Genomic DNA, 18,731 nt, shown 5'->3' on the forward strand with positions numbered 1-18,731 from the left:
AAGCGTCACTATCATTAATGTTACTATATGCCTACAGTTAAGTCTTATTTACAGGAAGACTGGGCCATCGTTGCGCTCGGGTTCCTGATCATCCTCCTTTCATTGGCCGGGGTAACGGTTGCTTTACCAGAATATAAATGGGCTACCGCTGCAGACCTTACCGGTAAAGTATTAACCGGCGCCAATTTGTTGAAAATCGGAGAACAGTTTATCTACGTGATCCTTATCGCCTTGCTAGGGTCCCTCCTTACCGGTAAGCCACTGAAAAATACCTTGCTGGTATTCCCCGTAGTATATGCATTAACCACCCTGGCGCTGATAGTGGCCGGCAATGCAGCGCTGAATGAGCTGGGATTGGAAGCCGTGATCTTCAGCCTTATTATTGGTTTATTGATCGGTAATCTATTTAAATTGCCCTCCTGGCTCCGTGAATCCCTTACCTCAGAATTTTTTGTGAAGATAGGTCTGGTATTGCTGGGTACTACTGTGATATTCTCTGATGTACTGAAAGCCGGTTCCCTTGGCCTTATACAGGCATTGGTAGTGGTATTGTCTGTCTGGTATTTTTCTTATTGGGTATGTAAAAGATTAAAAATAGATAATGAGCTGACAATGATGTTATCCAGCGCAGTATCTATCTGCGGCGTGTCTGCTGCCATTGCTACTTCCGGCGCTATTAAGGGAGATGCCAAAAAGTTATCGCTCGTTATTTCCCTGGTACTGATCACCGCTATTCCGATGATGATCTTTATGCCCATGATTGCTCATTATTTTAATTTTTCGCAGGAAGTAACCGGCGCCTGGTTAGGCGGCAGTATCGACACCACCGGCGCTGTAGTGGCTTCTGGATCGCTGGTAGGTGAAACGGCATTGAAGATCAGTACCATCGTTAAGTTTTCACAGAATGTGCTATTGGGGGTAGCTGCATTTGCAATTTCCGTATACTGGACTTATACCAAACATCCCAGTGCAGCAGATGCCAATACCAAACCTACCCTTAGGGTAATCTGGGAGAGATTCCCCAAGTTTGTGATTGGATTCATTCTGGCTTCAGTGGTATTCAGCTTCTTTATTTCACCGGCTACTATTGCCCAGGTAAAAGGACCTTTGAAAAGTTTACAGGGATTATGGTTTGCATTGGCTTTTACTAGTATTGGTCTGGAAACCAATTTTAAAGACTTGATTGGCACCGACAGCAGAAAGCCCGTATATGCGTTCCTGATAGCCCAGGGGTTTAATGTGATCATTACGCTGGTGTTGGCTTATTTGTTGTTTTCGTAAACGGCAAATAATCGTACTTTGGGTATGTATGAAATACCGTAATCCTCATACAACCCTGGTGCTAATGAATGGTGTAGCTGTCAGTATTTCGGACACATCGGGCATTGCCCTTCTCCGGAAAAAAATGATGGCAGAACTGGAATTGTCAAACAACCGGGCGTTACGGATAGGTGAGGAGTGGTTCAATGAAAACGACCTGCTGCAATTCTTTGAAAGCTTGCAGCAACCCACTTTGCTATATTATCACCAAGAAATACAGGCAGACGCTGTACTAACAGATTTTCTGGAAACAGGCCAGTTCAATGGCTGGCTGATGGATAAGGCGTTATATAAAGACGAAGCTTTTTTGTCTTTTATAGCGCCTTATTTTGAGCCATTATTTATCCCGGCGGTATTACAGGCTATTAAGCAGCAACAGCCAGAAATGCTTGATCAACTGTTTAGTCAACCTGTATTGTTGGACCGGCGGCGTTTGCAAGACTGCTACAATAAAATTCTCCATTGCTGTTTGGAGCCATTGCAACTACTAACGGCATACCGTAAGCATAGTGTTTACGGTCAACAGAATGCTGTGGGGCTCCGCGCCATTTCGCAACCTGTTGCAAAGGCTGATGGGGCGCTCAAAGAACTGCTTGTTAAATTCGGAATTATTGCGCTTGTGGCTTTAATCATTTATGCAGGCGCCTCTTTTTATCGAAAAAGGCAGGAAAAGGCGTATATCCGCCCCGATATCAGCTTATTATCTGCTACGCCTACAGATCCCTCCGTGAAATATCTTTTGTCGCAATTAAGGCGGCCTTCCATGGCCCGTATGCAAAGCGTAGTCAATCATCCATTAATTACAGAACCGCTCACAGGTACGGATGTATATGGGCCTGCCTTGATGAAAGCCTTCCGCTTGCATACAGGTATAGAAAATACTATTCCTGTGTATGGCAATGTCTGGGAAGGTCGGAGTGCCTGGCAATACCTGCAGTTACGCAACAGTTTGGAGAGTGCCGGCGCAGTGATATTGATACAATTGCCCGATTCTTTTTATTCCTGTTATGTAAAGCCACACGGGAGCATTGCGGTGCCATTGCCCCTTTCTGCCAGTCGTATATACTTTTACGTAGGCATGTACTGGAATCCGGAATGGATGGCCGATGAGGCGATGCCGGAAAATAGCGCTTACCGGATGAAAGGGTTTTTCCTGCTGCCCGTTTTTAATTCGATAGATTTTTTAAATAACTACAGTATCGATTTTACTCCTGATAGCAACGCTTTGCCACGTAACGGCCGTAGTTTCCGGATGGAGCTCACGATATCAGAGGAGCAACGGTTAAGGCTGAATATCTTATCAGATAGCCTCCAGGGAATATTGGTGCACACCGGAGAGTAGAATAACCGGGAGTTCTTGCAACAATCTTTACTGGCCGGTACGGGTATAGGTCCTGGTATGCATGCCAGAACCTATACCCGTATTATGAGCGGCAACGGCTAACTGCGGTCTACCAGTTGGTCCATAGCGGCAGAGTACCTGGCGCCGGTATTAGGATACTGTTGTAGTAATTTTTCGATGTTATCGAAATCCGTCGTTGTTAAATGTACGTCTACAGCTCCGGCGTTATCCAACAGGTATTTCCTTCTTTTGGTACCAGGGATAGGAATAACATTATCGCCCTGCGCCAATATCCAGGCCAACGCCAACTGGGCTGGCGTACAGTTTTTGCCGGCTGCCAACTCTGCAAAAGCGGCTGCGAGGTGCTGGTTATTCTCTGCATATTCCCCTTGGTAGCGCGGGAGGGATTTTCTCATATCCCCTTCTTTGAGCTCGTTTATATTAAGGTCGTTGGTAACAAGGCCTCTTGCTAACGGACTAAATGGTACGAAGGTAATGCCCAGTTCTTTGCAGGTGGGGAGTATTTCTTTTTCCACATCCCTTGTCAGCAGGGAATATTCACTTTGCAGTGCGCTGATGGGGTGTACAGCATGGGCCTTACGGATGGTGTTGGCAGATGCTTCAGATAATCCCAAGAAGCGTACTTTTCCTTCTTTTACCAGTGCTGCCATGGCGCCTACCGTTTCTTCCACTGGTACTTTAGGATCTATGCGGTGGGCATAATAAAGGTCAATCACATCTGTTTGCAGGCGTTTTAAGCTGGCTTCTACGGCTTTTTTTATGTGGGCAGGGGAAGCGTCTAAAGCAGGCGCGCCCAGGGCCGGATTGCTCACAAAACCAAATTTGGTGGCAATAAAGATCTTTTGACGATGGGTTTTCAGTACCTCGGAGATCAGGATCTCGTTCTGGCCGGCTCCGTATATGTCTGCCGTATCCCAGAAATTAATACCTATTTCCAATGCTTTCTCGAGCGTAGCGATAGACTCAGGGTTGTTGGGTTCTCCATAACCATGGCTCATTCCCATACAACCTAATCCGATGGAGGAAAGGGATACATCCGTAGTGCCCAGTGTTCTGTATTGCATAAGCTGCTATTTGGTTTTTAAGGAAAGTTTTTTGCTCACCAAAGATACAACCCATTGAAAAATCAAAATTGTAAAAACAACAGCATTATTTGTGTATATCAAAGATTGTGGAATTCCCAGATTTTGGAAGCAGGTAGGCATAATAATTTTACCATTATCCAGAAAGATATTGGAGAATGGTGTTGAATACTTTGCGCTTTAAACAATGTAGACTTTGTATTGTTTCCCTTTATATATATGGCTTGGCTATTAATGATTTATCTTGAATGGAAGTGTATTTGTAGTGGGTTGCCAATCTGGATGATATCCAAAATGTAACCTGTTGTTTTTCTTTAATGGCTTGTTGGGTATGAGATAAATTGTCAACTTGCAGGTATGAAAACAGTACTTACTTTCTTATATGCCCTGTTACTTGTAATCATTTGTGGTGGTCCGTTGCACGCCCAACATTACCAGGCTACGGATGATGGATCGCAGGTGAAATTCACTATTGTGAATCACCTGGTATTTACTACTACCGTTAACGGTTATCTGAAAGGGCTCAAAGGCAATATTACCTTTGATCCGCAAAATCTGAAAACGGCAGTAATAGATGCTACTGTAAAAGTGAGTACAATCAATACCGGCATTGCTAAGCGCGACCGCGATCTGCTGGGAGAGAAATATTTTAATGCAGAGAAGTACCCGGTGATAAGGATACTTTCTACCAGCGTTGTATCGGCAGGTAAGCCGGATACCTACCAGCTCATTGCTACGCTCACCATAAAGGGAGTTACGAAAACAGTTAGCTTCCCCTTTACTGCGGTGCTGGTATCAAATGCTTGCCAGTTAAATGCCCAGTTTACCATTAACCGCCATGATTTTGGAGTGGGGCCAGATAATGCCATAGATGATAAGCTGAAAGTATCGCTGCAAGTGCTGGCGAAAAAGCAATAACTATTTTACCTGCTACACGGAAACGGTAAAGCAACCGGTAGGTTGGCATACCTTACTGCGGAAGCGCGGCTATCCTCAGTAGCTATAAAACTGTTTCGTTCGGTTAATTCTGAGATCCCGGAGAAGTCCTGCTTTGGCGGCGATAGTAATACTGAACTGCCGGAAAGTACCAAATGGGATCAGGTTGATCGATAGGTTGAAATCATGTAGATCACGGGAGATATACATATTGGTATAGGCTACCTGCATATGGGTGAAGTCAAAACCGCTGTTTACGCCGATCTTCCATTTAGGCGTAAGACTGAAATCGCCATTTACACTAATGTATTGTGTGATTCGTTTTACCACTCCGCCGGAATCTACGATGATGGCATTGGTATAGGCCAGGCTATAGGAGAGGTCTATACGCCAGGGGATATCGAAATCCACATATTCGCCGGGGTTATTACGTACCATCTGTAACTGCCGTTGCTGCGCCGAGAATGCGGCATCAGTACTTTGTATATTGCTGAGTGAATCGATTTTTATTTCTTTGGCCTGCGACTTTTTATCTTTCGATTGGAAGGAAGTGCTCATGGAAATGCTGGCGTTAGTAAGCCTTCCCAGGCTGATCTTTCCTTGTTGCCATACATATTTATCAATACGGTGGCCCCGGGAGTCTACCTGGTATGGATCGATGTTGCCGCTGGCGGAGATATTGAGTTTGTCGAATAGGTTGGTGCGGGCGTATAGGCTGAAAGTAGACAGTTTAAAGGAATCAGCTACGAGGTTGTAGCTGCCGTTGATACCAAAACCATCCAGTAGTTTGATTTTCTTTTCGTGGTTGGCAGTGGTGTCTTTCCTGGAAAATACTTTCATTTCCAGGTTATTGTCCAGGCCGAAGTTAATCCCGCCAAAGGTACCGGGAGAGGGCACTCCTATAATAGCGCCATCGAAATCGGATACCAGCTGTTTGTCGCCTTGTTTATTGTATTGTAGTTCGTGGTAGTACTGGCTGGAAAGGTCTGGCCGGTAACTAACGCTCAGTGTGGGTCGCATTACATGACGGATAGCTTTAATTTTTGCATCTTTTCCGAAGGTATACATTCCGTACATCGCGGTAGACAGCGACATACTGGCGCTGATGTCCCGGGCTGCATAAAAGCCGGGCTGATAGGTGGTGTCTATAGCGCCGAGGGTATCCAGGCCGGGATTGAATTTATTAGGATTCCAGCGGCGGATAAATTTTTTAGCATACCAGTATTCGGTATAGTTGATACCGGGCGATAAGGTAAATGTTTTAAATACGGGGATAGAGAAAGAGATCGGAATGTTATGTTGCATACCGGTTTGCATGGCATCGAACATGGCTTGTTTTCCGAACAGGGAATCTTTGAAGTTGGCCTGGTTGCGCAGGATCGTGTTGTAGGAAATTCCTATTTTCTCGTACCATTTAGGGTTGCCGTTCAATTCCTTTTGCTGGAAAGGATAAATGGTATTCACCGTAAAGGAAGCATCCGGGAAGGATACCGACACGTCACGGGTACTGAGGTTTTGGGAATGATTCAGGCCTATGCTCAGGTTATATGGCTTGCCTTGCCAGCTTTTGGAAAAGGTGATAGAAGATCCAATATTATTATTTACCCGGGTAGTATAATCGTATACATTGTATTTGTTATAAGAAGAGGTGCCGAAGTTCACCGCAGCGCCGAAGTTCATGCCAGGATGGGCCTTGCTGTCCATGCTATGGTTCCAGGTGATCCGGAAGTCTTTGGAGGCGCTGAACTCCGATTTTACAGCAGGATCACCGAAACGGGTATTGGCGAAGCTAAGGGTAAGTCCGCCGTTATATTTATAGCGTTTGCGGTAGGTTGGACTGGCGGTTAACCCCCAGCTGCCATAGGAATATACATTCCCCCGGAGGGTCAGGTCAAAGTGTTCGCCCAGTCCCATGTAGTACCCTCCGTTTTCGAGTCCGATTCCTTTTTGCTGGTTGGATACGTATTGTGGCGTAAGTATACCGGAGCGTTGCCCTTGTGTAATAGGAAATATGGCAAACGGAATAAATAAGGGGGTGGGGATACCCATAATTTCCAGGTTGGCAGGTCCGGATATCACGAGTTTATCGGGAATTACTTTTATTCTGCGGGCGCGGAAAGCAAAGTGCGGCGTATCCAGGTCGCAGGTTGTAAAACTGTTTTTGAAGCCAAAGATAGTATTATCAGGCATCCGTTTTGAAGCGTCGCTGGCGAGGAAGCTTTCTCCGTATTGACTGCGAGTATGGTAAACTTTGGCTTTGTGAGAGCTTAGGTTAAACTCCATGCTGTCCGACTCAAAGCTTTGGCCATTGTCGTCTACTACGGGCAGGCCGAAGGGTTTTCCCTGGAGGTCTGTGCCCTTGCTGGCGCCCATCATGCCGCGTTCCTGGTCTACCTGTATATGTTCGGCCGAAATGTTGGTGTTTTTATATTTCGAGGAGGCAGTACCGTATAGGAGTATTTGTTGCTGCGGTACGCGCATCACAATAGAGTCTTTGGCCTTATAATGAATAGGAGCGTCCAAACTGTCTTTCGACAGTTTGGGTGTAGAAAGCGTATCCGGCAAGGTATCTAGCGGGAGGCTGTCTTTTGTATCCGGAAGCTTCCGTAAGGAAGCATGTGGTATGCCTGCGGCGATGAAAATGAAGGCAGTCAGTGATATTGCGAGAAGCCGGCAAATCAGTTCCATATATATTTTAGCTTATAAGATCCAGTCGCTGGCGGTAAGCCGCTTAACTGCTATCATCCCATACTAAGTGGCAATAGTGTTGTTGTTATGGATAAGCATCCACGGTTAACTATCCGCAGGTACAGGCAGCGGATAGCTAATAGCCCGTAATTAAAAGCTAGTTGCTATTGTTAATGTTACCATAATATGCATATGCAGATAGATTTTTTTCCTCATTTTCCTGTTTTTTTGATGCTCAGTTGGCCAAGGTGATTTGGCCGGCGAAAATAGTACCGGAAGCATATATGTTTGTCGTGTAGTGGGGCGCAAACCGGTAACAAAAAGGATACTGACATGGAAAATTTAAACGAAAAAGAATGCAGATCCGCCGGGATGGCGGTGAAAGATACCTTAGAGGTAATTAACGGCAAATGGAAGCTACTGATACTTTTAACATTTTATAAAAATGGCAAACGACGTTTCCGAGAACTGGTGAGGGATATTAGTATTTCTCCAAGGGTGCTGTCAAAGGAATTGCAGGAATTGGAGATGAATATGCTTATTAGCCGCCGGGTGTGCGATACCCGGCCAGTAACGGTAGAATATGATCTTACACCTTATTGCAAAACCCTTACGCCAGTATTAAATGCTATGAGGGAGTGGGGAGAGCTGCATCGCTCTATGGTATTGGGAAAGAATAATCAGGTTTTTGAATAAGTAATATTTTATTTAGGTATCCTAAATAAATGAGGGTGTATCAATTAGTTGATACACCCCCGTATAATTTCATCTTACTTAATTTGCCAATATCTGTAAAAGAACCAGCTGATTATTGCTAGCTGGTTTAGCTGTAAGCAGTGCGTTCAATTGTTCTCTACTGAGCACAGTAGCCAGGTTGTCTTTTAAGGTATTGAACAAGGTGGTCTTTTTTTCCTGGTAAGCATCCGGATTTTTTCTGTTAGCCAGAAAGAGATTCCGTTTATTTACCATATAATCCTGGAACAATTTATTGGCTTGTGTATACTGCGTACTGTTCAGACCGGCCTCCTGGAGAAATATCCCGCAGTAATCGGTGGTGGACAGCATTTGATTGGCAGATGATTTTACTTTGGCTGGATCGCCGGAAATTTTTGTTTGTGCATATATCATTCCGCTTCCTAGCAGCAGCCATGCACTTATTATCATTATTTTTTTCATACTTGATTATTAAATAAATATAAGCACTGCGCCCATCAGGGCAATTCAGGATTTCCCCATTACATTCCGTTCGGAATCCAGTTAATCCATGCGGTAGCGCCACCAGCATTTACCATGTCGTAGCTATAGCCATCTTCCTTAGGAATAATATAGAAACCATACTGAGGGCCGGTAGGAGCCGGATAAGTAGTTTGCCCACTTTGCAGGAGGCTGATGGTTTTGGCGATTCCTACAGGGTTGGTAGATGGGCTGTTTGCATATAATATGCTGAAATATAATTGTCCGTTATTTACTGTAGTAGCGGAAATGCCGCCTGTGTACACATATTTATACGGACTCGAGTTATTGAAGTAAGGTGTAATGATATCGTACTGCCCACCATAACCGCCGGGATAAAATACAAAGAACAGAAATGCGCCGGGAGAAGCAGTTAGGGCCCTGATATTAAACGCATCATCTACGCCATTAACATGGAAAGGCATAGGTGCCAGCCAGGGAACATCAAATCCTGTATTGTAAAAATCTGTAGCAATTTGCGGCTGTGGGTTAAGGGGGGCAGTAGCACCGCTGATAGTAGCATCCGTTGTGCCATTTACTTTGGTGGCAATCGTTTGGGTAGCATTATCCCATGTAAGGTTGGTGAGGCTACTAACGGTGCCGGTACCTATGTTTACAGGCGTACCAAATATCAGATCGCCGGAGGAATAAGCCAATGGTACGTTGATGATATCACTATGGCCAGTATACTGGATATCAATTGTCCGCCCGCCAATACCTGGCGTCATTTCCACAGTAGTACCGTTGATGGTGAAGCGCTTAAAATAGGTGAGTATTTTGTTGATGGTGCGCATCGATTGGAAGCCTGAGGTAGTAAAACTCTGCTGATCGGCGGCGGTAGCTTTTATGAGCACGGCCTGGCAGCTGTTCAGATTACCGGTGAGGTGAATGGTGTCTCCCAGTTCATCTGCACCAACGTTATCCGCGAAGGAAAACTCAAAATCGGTTCCCCAGCCGAAACCATCTCCGATAGGGCTCTTGGAAATGCTGGCATCCGGATCGCAAGGCACATGTATATAACTATAGGTGTCGAATACAAGTGTGGGCCGCTGTATGGCTTTTATCTGGAACGTGCTGCTCTGAAAGGTAAAGGCCATAGTGGTATCGAAATCTGAAATCATAGACACCTTGTTGTCTTTATCAAATTTCACGTAATAGGAGAAAACAGCTTTAGGCCCATTTTGCGTTACGCCTCCGTTGAGCGCTGTTCCGGAGGTAGTTTCCCGGAGTATCCAACCGTAGGGTGCATTTACCAGTTTTTGTTGGTAGGAAGCCAGGGAAGCAGCTATTCTTTCATCTACCGTTTTGCCATCTATATTGAGATCCGATTTTTTATCACAGCTCGAGATGGCCACCGTGATACCCAAAAGGTATATTAATATTTTTTTCATAAATAATAGTTCAGGTGATGCACATTATTGAAAGTATCCATGCAAAGCGCGGCGGCAGTTACGTTGCAGCGCATAGAAGTCGATGTTCCATGCCCGTGCATAATAGTCTACTACAATTGCTTCTTTTGCTTTAATTTGTTGGTAAGCCTGAGAAGAGGTGCCGCCGGTTTGATCTGCCAGTACTTTTTCGTAGTCGTCGTATCCGCTATTGCCGTTAGGACAGCCGATCAACATACTGCTGACCATCTCTACAAAATCTTCGTCGGGAGCAGACATGGCATATGCGGTAATGAACCCCTGCTTCCGCGCATCCGGATCGCTTACGTTGTACCAGTTACCGGTATATCCGGTAGAAATGGTTTTAAAAGGAGTTGGATAGATAATATTCTGGTTCAGGATATGTCCAAACTCGTGGTGCATGGTATGGGCCATCTGTTTAAGCACTGCAGAATCTTTCGCCAGGCGTGTTACATAATTGATCTCATACAGCAACATAGCAGTACCGCCTTCGGCTTGTCCGAGGAAGATAGCACCATTGCTCAGGTATTCGCCACTACCCGCCATTTTGATGGTTTTTGGGAAATATCTCCTTAGGAATTTGGTACTGCCGGTAATATCATTATAAGGCCGGAAAGAGATAGCCAGTAATGCTTTCAGTGCTTCCTCTGTTTTTTCTGCAGTAGGTGGTACTATTTCTGCAGGGAAATCCAGCATACCGGGCTGCCACTTATAATAAACCGCCACATTATAAGGTACTGTGAGGCTATCATAAATGAATTGATCGGTAGGAGTAATCGCTGTAGAGTCGCCACCTAAACCTAATGGTGGCGTAATGAGTCCTAGTTGTTCCTTTTTACAGGCGCTCCAGGTGATGGTAGCGATGATCAGTAAAAGGAGGTTCCGGAATATTTTTAGTTTCATGGTTGTCATTTTTTAATTAAACATTATCTGGGATTCAGTGCCATTCCTTCGTTCACTGCTTCAGCGGGCAGTTGTAATAGCCTTCTTTTATCGCCAGGTACGAGGGTTGTAGAAAAGTTACCTTCGCCGGTATGGGTAACGGGTATATCCAACCGGAGAATATCGAACCATCTCAAACCTTCCTGCATGTAAGTGATCCTTTTAAAATCTATAGCTGCCTGGATAAGGGCCTGGTCTTGCGGTAAGCCATAAAAGGTGCTGGCAACATCGGCGGTAATGTTGTTGCGGCTGGCGCTGTAGCTGGTCACATTTTTGCTGATCCAGGAATTGAGGTCGGTGATAGCTGCGGTGTTGTTTTTCAGGTTTACATAAGCCTCTGCCCTGTTCAGCAGTACTTCTTCCATGCCAAACAGGGGAAGCACCCTTGTATTAAGTTTGGGAAAGTTGAAATACTGTGGGCTTGCACCATAGGTACTAATGGCATATTGGCCGCGCGTAACATTGGTAGAGAGGAACAGCGCTGAGTTAATAACTGAGCCCAATCCATACCGGTAAGAAGGGTAATTGGATGGATATTCGGAATCTGCTTCCTGCAATAGAATATTCGCGTTGTTGGTGGAGCTGGTGTACTGAAACAGCATTTGGTTATACGACAACTTATAGGTGGCCACCTGGTCGCGGATCAGGGAAGCCGGATTGCTGCTGCCAAAGACGGCGGTAGCATGGTTTACTACTTGCTGGTAATCTTTCTTAAACAGGTAAAAGCGGGTGGCGAAAGCGTGTGTTGCCTGCAAAGTAAAATGGAACTTGGGCGTAGTGCCATATAGCTCATCTTTGATCAAGGCCAGTCCGGCATTCAAGTCTGCTTCTATATGTTGGTACACTTCAGCTACTGTACCTCTGTTATAGGTGTTGAATACTGATTTACTTACCTGGGTAATATAAGGGATGCCCGGGTCGTTGGCAGCGGTAGCAGGATTATAAGCTTTGGCGAAAAGTGTTACCAGCATAAAATGTGCGTAAGCCCTGCAAACCAGTGCTTCCCCTTTTTGTGCTTTGTAGTTGGCTGAATCCGGGCCATTGCAATATAAGAGTGCCTGGTTAGCTACAGCAATGGCAGCATAGCAGGAATCCCAATAAGCGATGGGGGAGTCTTGTGTGATGTTTTGTACGTCCTGGTATTTGTAAGATTGTATGTTGATGAGGAACGTTTGTGGATCTATGCCTACGCCACTATTTCCTTTGTCTTCAGCATTGTCGCTCATGGCTTCGCAGAAGAGCATATAAGAAGCGTGGGGATAAGCTGTGGTGAGCAGTTGGGCTACTTGTTGCGGAGTAGTGATCACCGTTCTGTTATCCGGCAGTTTTTCCAGGTATTTTTTACAGCCTGCCATGGCAACAATCCCCACTATCAGGCATATATTAATCAGCGATTTTTTCATAAATAGTTCTTTTGGATTAGAAGCTTACAGCAAGCGAAAACGTAATTTGTTTGTTGACTGGAAGTGCTACCCCTCCAGTGTTGTAGAATTCTGGATCTTGCCCGTGCAGCCGCGGATCAGCATAAATGAGCCAGAGATTATTTCCTGTAGCGGTAAGGGTACCACCCTGGAAACCGGCCCGGCGGAGCAGATTAGCAGGTAACTGGTAGCTCAGTGTTACAGATTTTAATCTTACAAAACCTCCATCGGCCACGCGGTCGTGTGAGTAGTTGTAGTTGCTGTAAGGATAGGCGGTTTGATTCGTTAAGCCATATTGTGTATAGAAGTCCGCTACGGAAGGGATATTGGTCTTTTTATCATCTCCGGGTAAGCTCCATCTGCCCTTGAATTCATTCGGCAATGCCATGAAGTCTGTGTAGTCGGTAGTGTACACCGGTGTAAGCCGGATCTTGTTGCCAGCCTGATAAGTAACCAATGCACTCAGGGTGAAATTTTTGAAACGCAGGCTGTTGTTCCAGCCACCGGTAATAGTGGGGTCTGAAGGACCTTCGTATTTCAGGTATTTCACGTTGTGGCTTTGCAGGTATACTGCGGAGGAAACGGCGCCGGTATCGTTTACGAATTGCGCTACACCGTCGGTTGGATTCAAACCAGCATTCTGCAGAGAGAATAAGCCTCTTACAGGATAGCCTTCCAGAGCGCCGCCGCCTTCACCGATCAGGTCCATGAGCACCGGATTGTTTTTGGCATTGGTGATCAGGGTGGTGTTATAACTGAATATCAAGGTACTGTTCAATTCCAGGTTTTTCCGGGCAATGAGTTTACCATTTAATGCGATATCTATACCGTGTGATTTCATGTTGGCATAGTTGGCAAATTGGTATACTTGTCCGCCTACACCGGAAGTACGGATCAGGCCAATGAGATCAAAACTTCTTCTGTTATAATAATCAAAAGTAAATCCCAGGCGCTCGTTCAATAAGCCGATATCTGTTCCCAGGTCGGCTTCATATTTTTTCTCCCAGGTAAGTTGCGCGTTTTCCAGTGCAGCCAGTGTAATAGCGGTTTCCTGGTCGGAGAGGAAAGGCCGGTTAGTAACAATAGACCGGAGTATAGCGGTAGTATTGGTAGCAGGGCCCATGCTGGCGTTGAGGCCATAGCTGGCTTTTACCATCAGGTGGTTAATGGCGGAAACATTTTGCAGGAATTTTTCCTGGTCGGCATTCCAGGCGCCGGAAACCGTCCAAGTAGGCAGCCATCTGGCGCTTGGGGAAGTACCCATTCTGTTGGAACCATCTTCCCTGGCGGTAGCAGCTAAGGTATACTTGTTGTTGTAAGTATAACTGGCGTTGGCATAGAAACCTACAAAGCGGTCGTATTCGTTACCCATGCCATAATAGGTTTGGTTGTCTTCCGCCATTTTTTTGAAGAAGTAGTAATCTACAAAAGGCGTACCGCCGGTGTTGTACTGGTAGCCTATACCGTTGTTATAAGCAGTGCGGCGGTTGGTGTACTTAATTTCCTGTCCAACGAGCGCAGACAGCAGGTGTTTGTCGTTTGCGCCGAAAGATTGTTTGTAGTTTACCTGGTTACGGAAAGTATAGTTGTTCATATCCACATCCCGGCGTTTGTAGAAGCCGCCGTAAGGAAGTACCACTATCTTTGATGCATCCGGATTATCTGGGTCGCGGTAAAGGAACTTATTACGGTCGTTGATGATACTGGTGCTGTTGGCCCGGTATGCACTGGCTTCATTGGAGTTTTCATTCACCTGGTGTTCTTCTGATGTGGTTACATAGCGGAACATGCCGGTGAACTCATAGTTGAAGTGCGGTGCAAACTGGTAACGGAGGTTACCCTGCAGTTTTACGTCTGTTACATGGATGTCTGTAAAGTTGTTCTTTGTTTCATCCAGGATATTAAAGGGTGCAAAGTTGCGGGTAAAATATTCCAGGTTACCTTTTTCGTCATAGGCAGTTAACGTACGGCTGGTGCTCAGGGCATAGTTAAAGGGATTGATATCGAAATCCCTGCTATAGGTACCTCTGATGCTATCCAGCGACCGGTCTTCCGTACCAGGAGCTCTTTGTTGGCGTACGTTGCCATTTATCAGGAAAGAGTAGCTCAGTTTATTGCTGGGGGTGAAGGTCGCTTTCAGGTTCGCCGTATATCTTTTTACGTTATCGGCGATCGTCCAGCCTTGGTCGTTATAGAAGCTGGTAGATAAGTATAGTTGTGATTTGTCTGTACCACTGGAAATACTCAGGGAGTGTTCCTGGGTGAGGGAGTTGTGGAACAGCAAGTCGAACCAATCGGTATTGGCGTTAGCATACCGCATCAGCCATTGTTGCCGGGCTTCGCGGGTATTGAGCACATTGAACTTATCATCTTCCGGATATTGCAGTAATTGTCCCAGTTTACCGTAAATACCGGAAGTAGGGGCATTCACCATATCAGAATACTGGAGCAGTTGTTTGCGTTCCATTTCTGCGTATACAGACATCTGGTCGGCCGAATTCATGATATCGTAATTCCTGTAAGAGGGCTTCAGTTGTACGCCGAAGTTGCCGGAGTAACTGATACGGGGTTTACCGGCCTTTCCTTTTTTGGTGGTGATCACCACTACGCCGTTCATGGCCCTGGCGCCGAAAAGCGCTGTAGCGGCGGCATCTTTCAGGATGTCGTAGGTTTCAATATCATTGGCGTTGAGGCCAGCTACAGAAGAGCCCAAAAGCGTACTACTGTTCCCGGTAGTAAGCTGTTCGTTGGATACGTTGACGATGTCTTCCAGTACCACACCATCTACTACCCACAGCGGTTTATTTTCTCCGTAGATAGAGGTAGCACCCCTGATACGCAGTTTGGGGGCAGATCCAAAGGTACCGGATACGTTTTGTACGCTTACACCGGCAGCACGTCCTTCAAGTAAACGGCTCACATCCACCACACCATTTATCTTCACATTATCGCCTTTGAGGGTAACGGCCGACCCAGAAAATTTGTTCCGGTCGATGTTCTGGAAACCGGTTACCACCACACCTCCGAGCTCAGTGACATTTTCGGCAAGTACCACAATCAGGTTGTCTTTAGCCTTTACCTCTTCTAACTTATAGCCAATGGCAGATATTACCAGTACGGCATTGTCGGGGACCTCCAGCTCAAAGGCGCCCGTAGGACTGGTGATAGCGCCTTTGGTGTTGCCTTTTACTTTTACGGAGGCGCCTACAACCGGCTCTCCTTTGGCATTACGAACAATTCCGTGAATCGGCGGTGCCAGCACAGCTGCATGTACCTGTAAACAGCACATCAGCAGTAAAACAGACAATAACTTTAGGCCACGCAGTTTTGTTGATCGTAATCGGGCTGGTGTTTGCTCGACATAAAACACCTCCCTTTTTCTACATTTTTTGGTTGAATGCATAACGGCATTTTGGGTTTAATTCATATTAAATACAAGAACATTGATAATGATTGATCTGTACCTGGTCGCTGGCATCAACAAGTCATAGCTACTATAGCCGGCATACATACGCATACAATGATGAGTATACATTGTTTTAAATCTCTCCAGACAGTTCTAAAGCAGTTACTATCTTAATTTTGGTTGTTTCCGGTTACCCGGATTTATCTTATTTTATCATCGGTTAGGGTTTGGATACTATCCGTTGTGTACGTTGGGCTAATTTAATAAAATATTTTAATAAATGATTATTTAATATTCTGTTATGAGGAATAGCGAATTTTGCCATAAGCGAATTTTGCTGTATTTTGCTTTCTCTCGAAGTGCTAATCCTATTATTCCAAAGTCATGCATGAAAATGAATTATGGTACTCCTATAAGGAAGGGGATGTTAAAGCGTTGGAAGGACTGTACGAACGATATTACACCCCGTTAACCAATTATGGATTCAAATTCACCCCAGATAATGCTTGTATAGAGGAGAGCATGCAGTTTCTTTTCTTGAAACTCTGGCAGAACAGAGAGCGTATTGCCCGCCCGGCCGTGGTGAAGCAATATCTTTATTTATCTTTTCGCCGTATTCTGCTCCGCAAATTGGAGTATAGCCCTTCCCGTCATGAGGAAGAGCTTACCGGGGAACATATTCCTTTTCATCTAGAGCTCAGCTACGAACATCCGCTTATCCGGAAAGAACGTATGACTGAACTCTCCGTCAAGGTAGGATCTTTGTTGGCCACGCTTACCAACCGGCAGCGCGAAGCGGTGTTTCTTAAATATTACGAAAATCTCTCTTACGAGGAAATTGCCGACATCATGCATATGAGCATTGGAGGTACCTATAAGCTGATTTACCATGCGCTGGAAAGGTTGCGGGAGCAATTCGGTGATTTTACGCTCTTGCTGATACTGTATGTATTAAAACGTCCCTAAATTTTTTGGGGTAGTGGAAAACCATCCACTAGTTGCTTGCTGCTCGCAGTTAGCCGTTTCTGTTAGCTGCTAAATCGATCACTCCCGCTAATCTCCGCTGCATTTGCCAGCAGCTATCCGCTAAATCCTAAAAGCTTTTGGGTCTGTCAGATAAAAGCAGTTATTTTGCCCGTTACTTGGAAGTGTAACATGAAAGATAACAGCAGTAATTTTTCCTTGTACGAGGAGAACGATTTGGTGAGGGCTTTCCAGGAGAATGAGGATATCCGTGCATTTGAGGAAATATATAAGAGATTCTGGTTTAAACTGTACAGTGCTGCCCTTAAACGAACTACTTCCCAACAGGAAGCAGAAGAGCTGATTCAAACCATTTTCGGGAAACTCTGGGCCAACCGCCGTAAGGCGCAGATCAGTAATGTGGGTGCTTACCTGGCTATTTCCCTGCGAAATAGCCTGAACGACCTGCAGCGCCGGAAAGTGACAGCCGAAAAATACCGGCAGGCACTGGATGCACCTCCGCTCACCAATACTACCGAAGAAGATGTGAACCGGGAACTGTTGCTCAAAGCTATCGACAAAACATTACGGGAGTTACCTGAAAAAACGGAGGTTGTTTTTCGCCTGAGCCGTTTCGAGAATAAATCTGTCCGGGAAATAGCCGGTAGCATGGAGCTAACCGAAAAAGCGGTGGAATACCATATTACAAAGGCCATTAAACTGTTGCGCCAACGATTGAGGGGATACCTGCCTTTTTTCTAAAAAAGTTAGATTTTTTTTAGGGGTTTTTTCCAGTTATGCGTCAATGTAATCAGACAAACTGATTCATGAGCCAATACGAATTTGACGATCTGCTGGAAAAATACTTACGGAGACAATGCTCTCCGCAGGAGGAGCAGTTGGTATTAGCGTGGTACAGGTCTTTTATAGGGGAGAGTGAAGTAACGCTTTCCCAGGAAGAAAAGCAGCGCATAGAGCACAAGATCTGGGCAAGTGTGTCAGCTACGGTAATGAAGGAAGGAGAAAGAGGGAAGGCGCAAGCAACTAAGGTCGTAAAAATGCCCTCCCGGCGCTGGTACCGTTGGGCCGTAGCCGGTAGTTTGTTATTGGTGGCTGTTGCAGGGTGGTATTTGCGGTTGTACCGGCATACGGGCTTTCATCCGGAACAATTTACCGGAGAGCAGGTGCCGGAGGGGTATCTGTTTGCTTCCAGTTCGGAGAACGGTTGGCAGGAAGTTGCCATGAGTGATGGCTCCCATATACGGCTCGACCCAGGCAGTGTAGTCTGGTATCCGGCTGTATTTAAAGGTAAAACCCGGGATGTATACTTGTCTGGCGATGCCTTTTTTGAAGTAGCGCACGACACCAGCCGGCATTTTATTGTACATACCAACGAAGGTATGTTGGCAGAAGTGTTGGGCACCAGTTTTTACATTAGTCATGATCAGCAAAGCCATAAAATAGAGGTGGCCGTAGTCACCGGCCGTGTATCTGTATATGAACGCAAGAAAAAACAGGATACCTTGTTTGCTTTGCCGGCAAACGGTATCATTATAACACCAAATCAGAAGGTTACGTTTAAATCGGAAAACAACCAATTTACTACCTCACTGGTAGACGATCCAACACCGGTAATAACAGCGGAACAACCGGCTTCCTTTGCATTTGAGGATGCCCCGCTTCCTGAAGTACTGAAGGCATTGGAAAAAACCTACGCCATCACCATTGAAACAGACGATCAGCATTTCAGCCATTGCCATTTTACAGGAGATCTTACCAGGCAGCATCTCTACGATAAGCTGGACATCATTTGCCAATCTATCCAGGCTTCGTATGAGGTAAGAGGTACTACTATTTATATTAAAGGAAAAGGATGTAATTAAAATAGTTGCCTATGTAAGTACAGAAGGTTACAAAAAAATAAACTGGTAATGGGGGGCATTACCAGTCTAATACTATTAACCGTTT

Annotated in this window: 14 protein-coding genes; 7 read left to right on the plus strand and 7 right to left on the minus strand. The window is 45.4% G+C overall.

What is annotated here, in order from left to right:
* Positions 1-27 precede the first annotated feature (27 nt).
* Entirely contained in the window at positions 28-1,281 is a 1,254-nt protein-coding gene (locus tag ACDQ55_RS09180; RefSeq protein ID WP_420981074.1) for a YeiH family protein, read from the plus strand.
* A gap of 28 nt (positions 1,282-1,309) precedes the next feature.
* Positions 1,310-2,662: a hypothetical protein gene (locus ACDQ55_RS09185; protein WP_420981075.1), complete on the plus strand. Its 1,353-nt coding sequence runs from the start codon at positions 1,310-1,312 to the stop codon at positions 2,660-2,662.
* A gap of 98 nt (positions 2,663-2,760) precedes the next feature.
* Here the strand turns inward: ACDQ55_RS09185 and ACDQ55_RS09190 are convergent, their stop codons facing one another.
* A complete protein-coding gene (locus tag ACDQ55_RS09190; RefSeq protein WP_420981076.1) occupies positions 2,761-3,747 on the minus strand; it encodes an aldo/keto reductase in 987 nt (328 codons plus the stop codon).
* 375 nt (positions 3,748-4,122) lie between these two features.
* On the opposite strand from ACDQ55_RS09190, the gene ACDQ55_RS09195 reads away from it, so the two are divergent.
* Complete coding sequence (locus tag ACDQ55_RS09195) at positions 4,123-4,683, plus strand: YceI family protein (RefSeq protein ID WP_420981077.1); 561 nt, start codon at positions 4,123-4,125, stop codon at positions 4,681-4,683.
* Between the two features lie 75 nt (positions 4,684-4,758).
* On the opposite strand, the gene ACDQ55_RS09200 is transcribed toward ACDQ55_RS09195, so the two are convergent.
* Positions 4,759-7,389: a putative LPS assembly protein LptD gene (locus tag ACDQ55_RS09200; protein WP_420981078.1), complete on the minus strand. Its 2,631-nt coding sequence runs from the start codon at positions 7,387-7,389 to the stop codon at positions 4,759-4,761.
* Positions 7,390-7,722: 333 nt separating this feature from the next.
* Here ACDQ55_RS09200 and ACDQ55_RS09205 point away from each other — a divergent pair, with 333 nt between their 5' ends.
* Positions 7,723-8,085, plus strand: coding sequence for a winged helix-turn-helix transcriptional regulator (locus ACDQ55_RS09205; protein ID WP_420981079.1), 363 nt, complete (start codon positions 7,723-7,725; stop codon positions 8,083-8,085).
* A 78-nt stretch (positions 8,086-8,163) separates the two neighbouring features.
* On the opposite strand, the gene ACDQ55_RS09210 is transcribed toward ACDQ55_RS09205, so the two are convergent.
* Genes ACDQ55_RS09210 through ACDQ55_RS09230 form a run of 5 tightly spaced genes read right to left on the minus strand, consistent with a single transcriptional unit; the run spans position 8,164 to position 15,701 of the window.
* On the minus strand, positions 8,164-8,565 hold the full coding sequence (locus ACDQ55_RS09210; RefSeq protein WP_420981080.1) for a hypothetical protein: 402 nt from the start codon (positions 8,563-8,565) through the stop codon (positions 8,164-8,166).
* A gap of 59 nt (positions 8,566-8,624) precedes the next feature.
* Positions 8,625-10,013, minus strand: a complete 1,389-nt coding sequence (locus ACDQ55_RS09215; protein ID WP_420981081.1) for a DUF4302 domain-containing protein — start codon at positions 10,011-10,013, stop codon at positions 8,625-8,627.
* A gap of 24 nt (positions 10,014-10,037) precedes the next feature.
* Positions 10,038-10,934: a substrate import-associated zinc metallohydrolase lipoprotein gene (locus ACDQ55_RS09220; RefSeq protein WP_420981082.1), complete on the minus strand. Its 897-nt coding sequence runs from the start codon at positions 10,932-10,934 to the stop codon at positions 10,038-10,040.
* Positions 10,935-10,957: 23 nt separating this feature from the next.
* On the minus strand, positions 10,958-12,376 hold the full coding sequence (locus ACDQ55_RS09225; RefSeq protein WP_420981083.1) for a RagB/SusD family nutrient uptake outer membrane protein: 1,419 nt from the start codon (positions 12,374-12,376) through the stop codon (positions 10,958-10,960).
* Positions 12,377-12,392: 16 nt separating this feature from the next.
* Complete coding sequence (locus ACDQ55_RS09230; RefSeq protein ID WP_420981084.1) at positions 12,393-15,701, minus strand: SusC/RagA family TonB-linked outer membrane protein; 3,309 nt, start codon at positions 15,699-15,701, stop codon at positions 12,393-12,395.
* 483 nt (positions 15,702-16,184) lie between these two features.
* On the opposite strand from ACDQ55_RS09230, the gene ACDQ55_RS09235 reads away from it, so the two are divergent.
* The 3 genes from ACDQ55_RS09235 to ACDQ55_RS09245 all read left to right on the plus strand — a co-directional run bounded on the left by ACDQ55_RS09235 (position 16,185) and on the right by ACDQ55_RS09245 (position 18,646).
* On the plus strand, positions 16,185-16,766 hold the full coding sequence (locus tag ACDQ55_RS09235) for an RNA polymerase sigma factor (RefSeq protein ID WP_420981085.1): 582 nt from the start codon (positions 16,185-16,187) through the stop codon (positions 16,764-16,766).
* Between the two features lie 189 nt (positions 16,767-16,955).
* Entirely contained in the window at positions 16,956-17,525 is a 570-nt protein-coding gene (locus tag ACDQ55_RS09240; protein ID WP_420981086.1) for a sigma-70 family RNA polymerase sigma factor, read from the plus strand.
* A gap of 65 nt (positions 17,526-17,590) precedes the next feature.
* Positions 17,591-18,646, plus strand: a complete 1,056-nt coding sequence (locus ACDQ55_RS09245; protein WP_420981087.1) for a FecR family protein — start codon at positions 17,591-17,593, stop codon at positions 18,644-18,646.
* Positions 18,647-18,731: the final 85 nt, after the last annotated feature.

Origin of the sequence: Chitinophaga sp. 30R24 (genome assembly GCF_049056765.1) — a bacterium.
GTDB lineage: Bacteria > Bacteroidota > Bacteroidia > Chitinophagales > Chitinophagaceae > Chitinophaga.

What these genes read in the sequence shown, in the direction of transcription:
- ACDQ55_RS09200 (WP_420981078.1), bottom strand. Translation starts at nt 7,389, where the DNA reads ATGGAACTGATTTGCCGGCTTCTCGCAATATCACTGACTGCCTTCATT.
- ACDQ55_RS09240 (WP_420981086.1), top strand. Translation starts at nt 16,956, where the DNA reads ATGAAAGATAACAGCAGTAATTTTTCCTTGTACGAGGAGAACGATTTG.
- ACDQ55_RS09210 (WP_420981080.1), bottom strand. Translation starts at nt 8,565, where the DNA reads ATGAAAAAAATAATGATAATAAGTGCATGGCTGCTGCTAGGAAGCGGA.
- ACDQ55_RS09220 (WP_420981082.1), bottom strand. Translation starts at nt 10,934, where the DNA reads ATGAAACTAAAAATATTCCGGAACCTCCTTTTACTGATCATCGCTACC.
- ACDQ55_RS09205 (WP_420981079.1), top strand. Translation starts at nt 7,723, where the DNA reads ATGGAAAATTTAAACGAAAAAGAATGCAGATCCGCCGGGATGGCGGTG.
- ACDQ55_RS09235 (WP_420981085.1), top strand. Translation starts at nt 16,185, where the DNA reads ATGCATGAAAATGAATTATGGTACTCCTATAAGGAAGGGGATGTTAAA.
- ACDQ55_RS09195 (WP_420981077.1), top strand. Translation starts at nt 4,123, where the DNA reads ATGAAAACAGTACTTACTTTCTTATATGCCCTGTTACTTGTAATCATT.
- ACDQ55_RS09185 (WP_420981075.1), top strand. Translation starts at nt 1,310, where the DNA reads ATGAAATACCGTAATCCTCATACAACCCTGGTGCTAATGAATGGTGTA.
- ACDQ55_RS09190 (WP_420981076.1), bottom strand. Translation starts at nt 3,747, where the DNA reads ATGCAATACAGAACACTGGGCACTACGGATGTATCCCTTTCCTCCATC.
- ACDQ55_RS09180 (WP_420981074.1), top strand. Translation starts at nt 28, where the DNA reads ATGCCTACAGTTAAGTCTTATTTACAGGAAGACTGGGCCATCGTTGCG.
- ACDQ55_RS09225 (WP_420981083.1), bottom strand. Translation starts at nt 12,376, where the DNA reads ATGAAAAAATCGCTGATTAATATATGCCTGATAGTGGGGATTGTTGCC.
- ACDQ55_RS09245 (WP_420981087.1), top strand. Translation starts at nt 17,591, where the DNA reads ATGAGCCAATACGAATTTGACGATCTGCTGGAAAAATACTTACGGAGA.
- ACDQ55_RS09215 (WP_420981081.1), bottom strand. Translation starts at nt 10,013, where the DNA reads ATGAAAAAAATATTAATATACCTTTTGGGTATCACGGTGGCCATCTCG.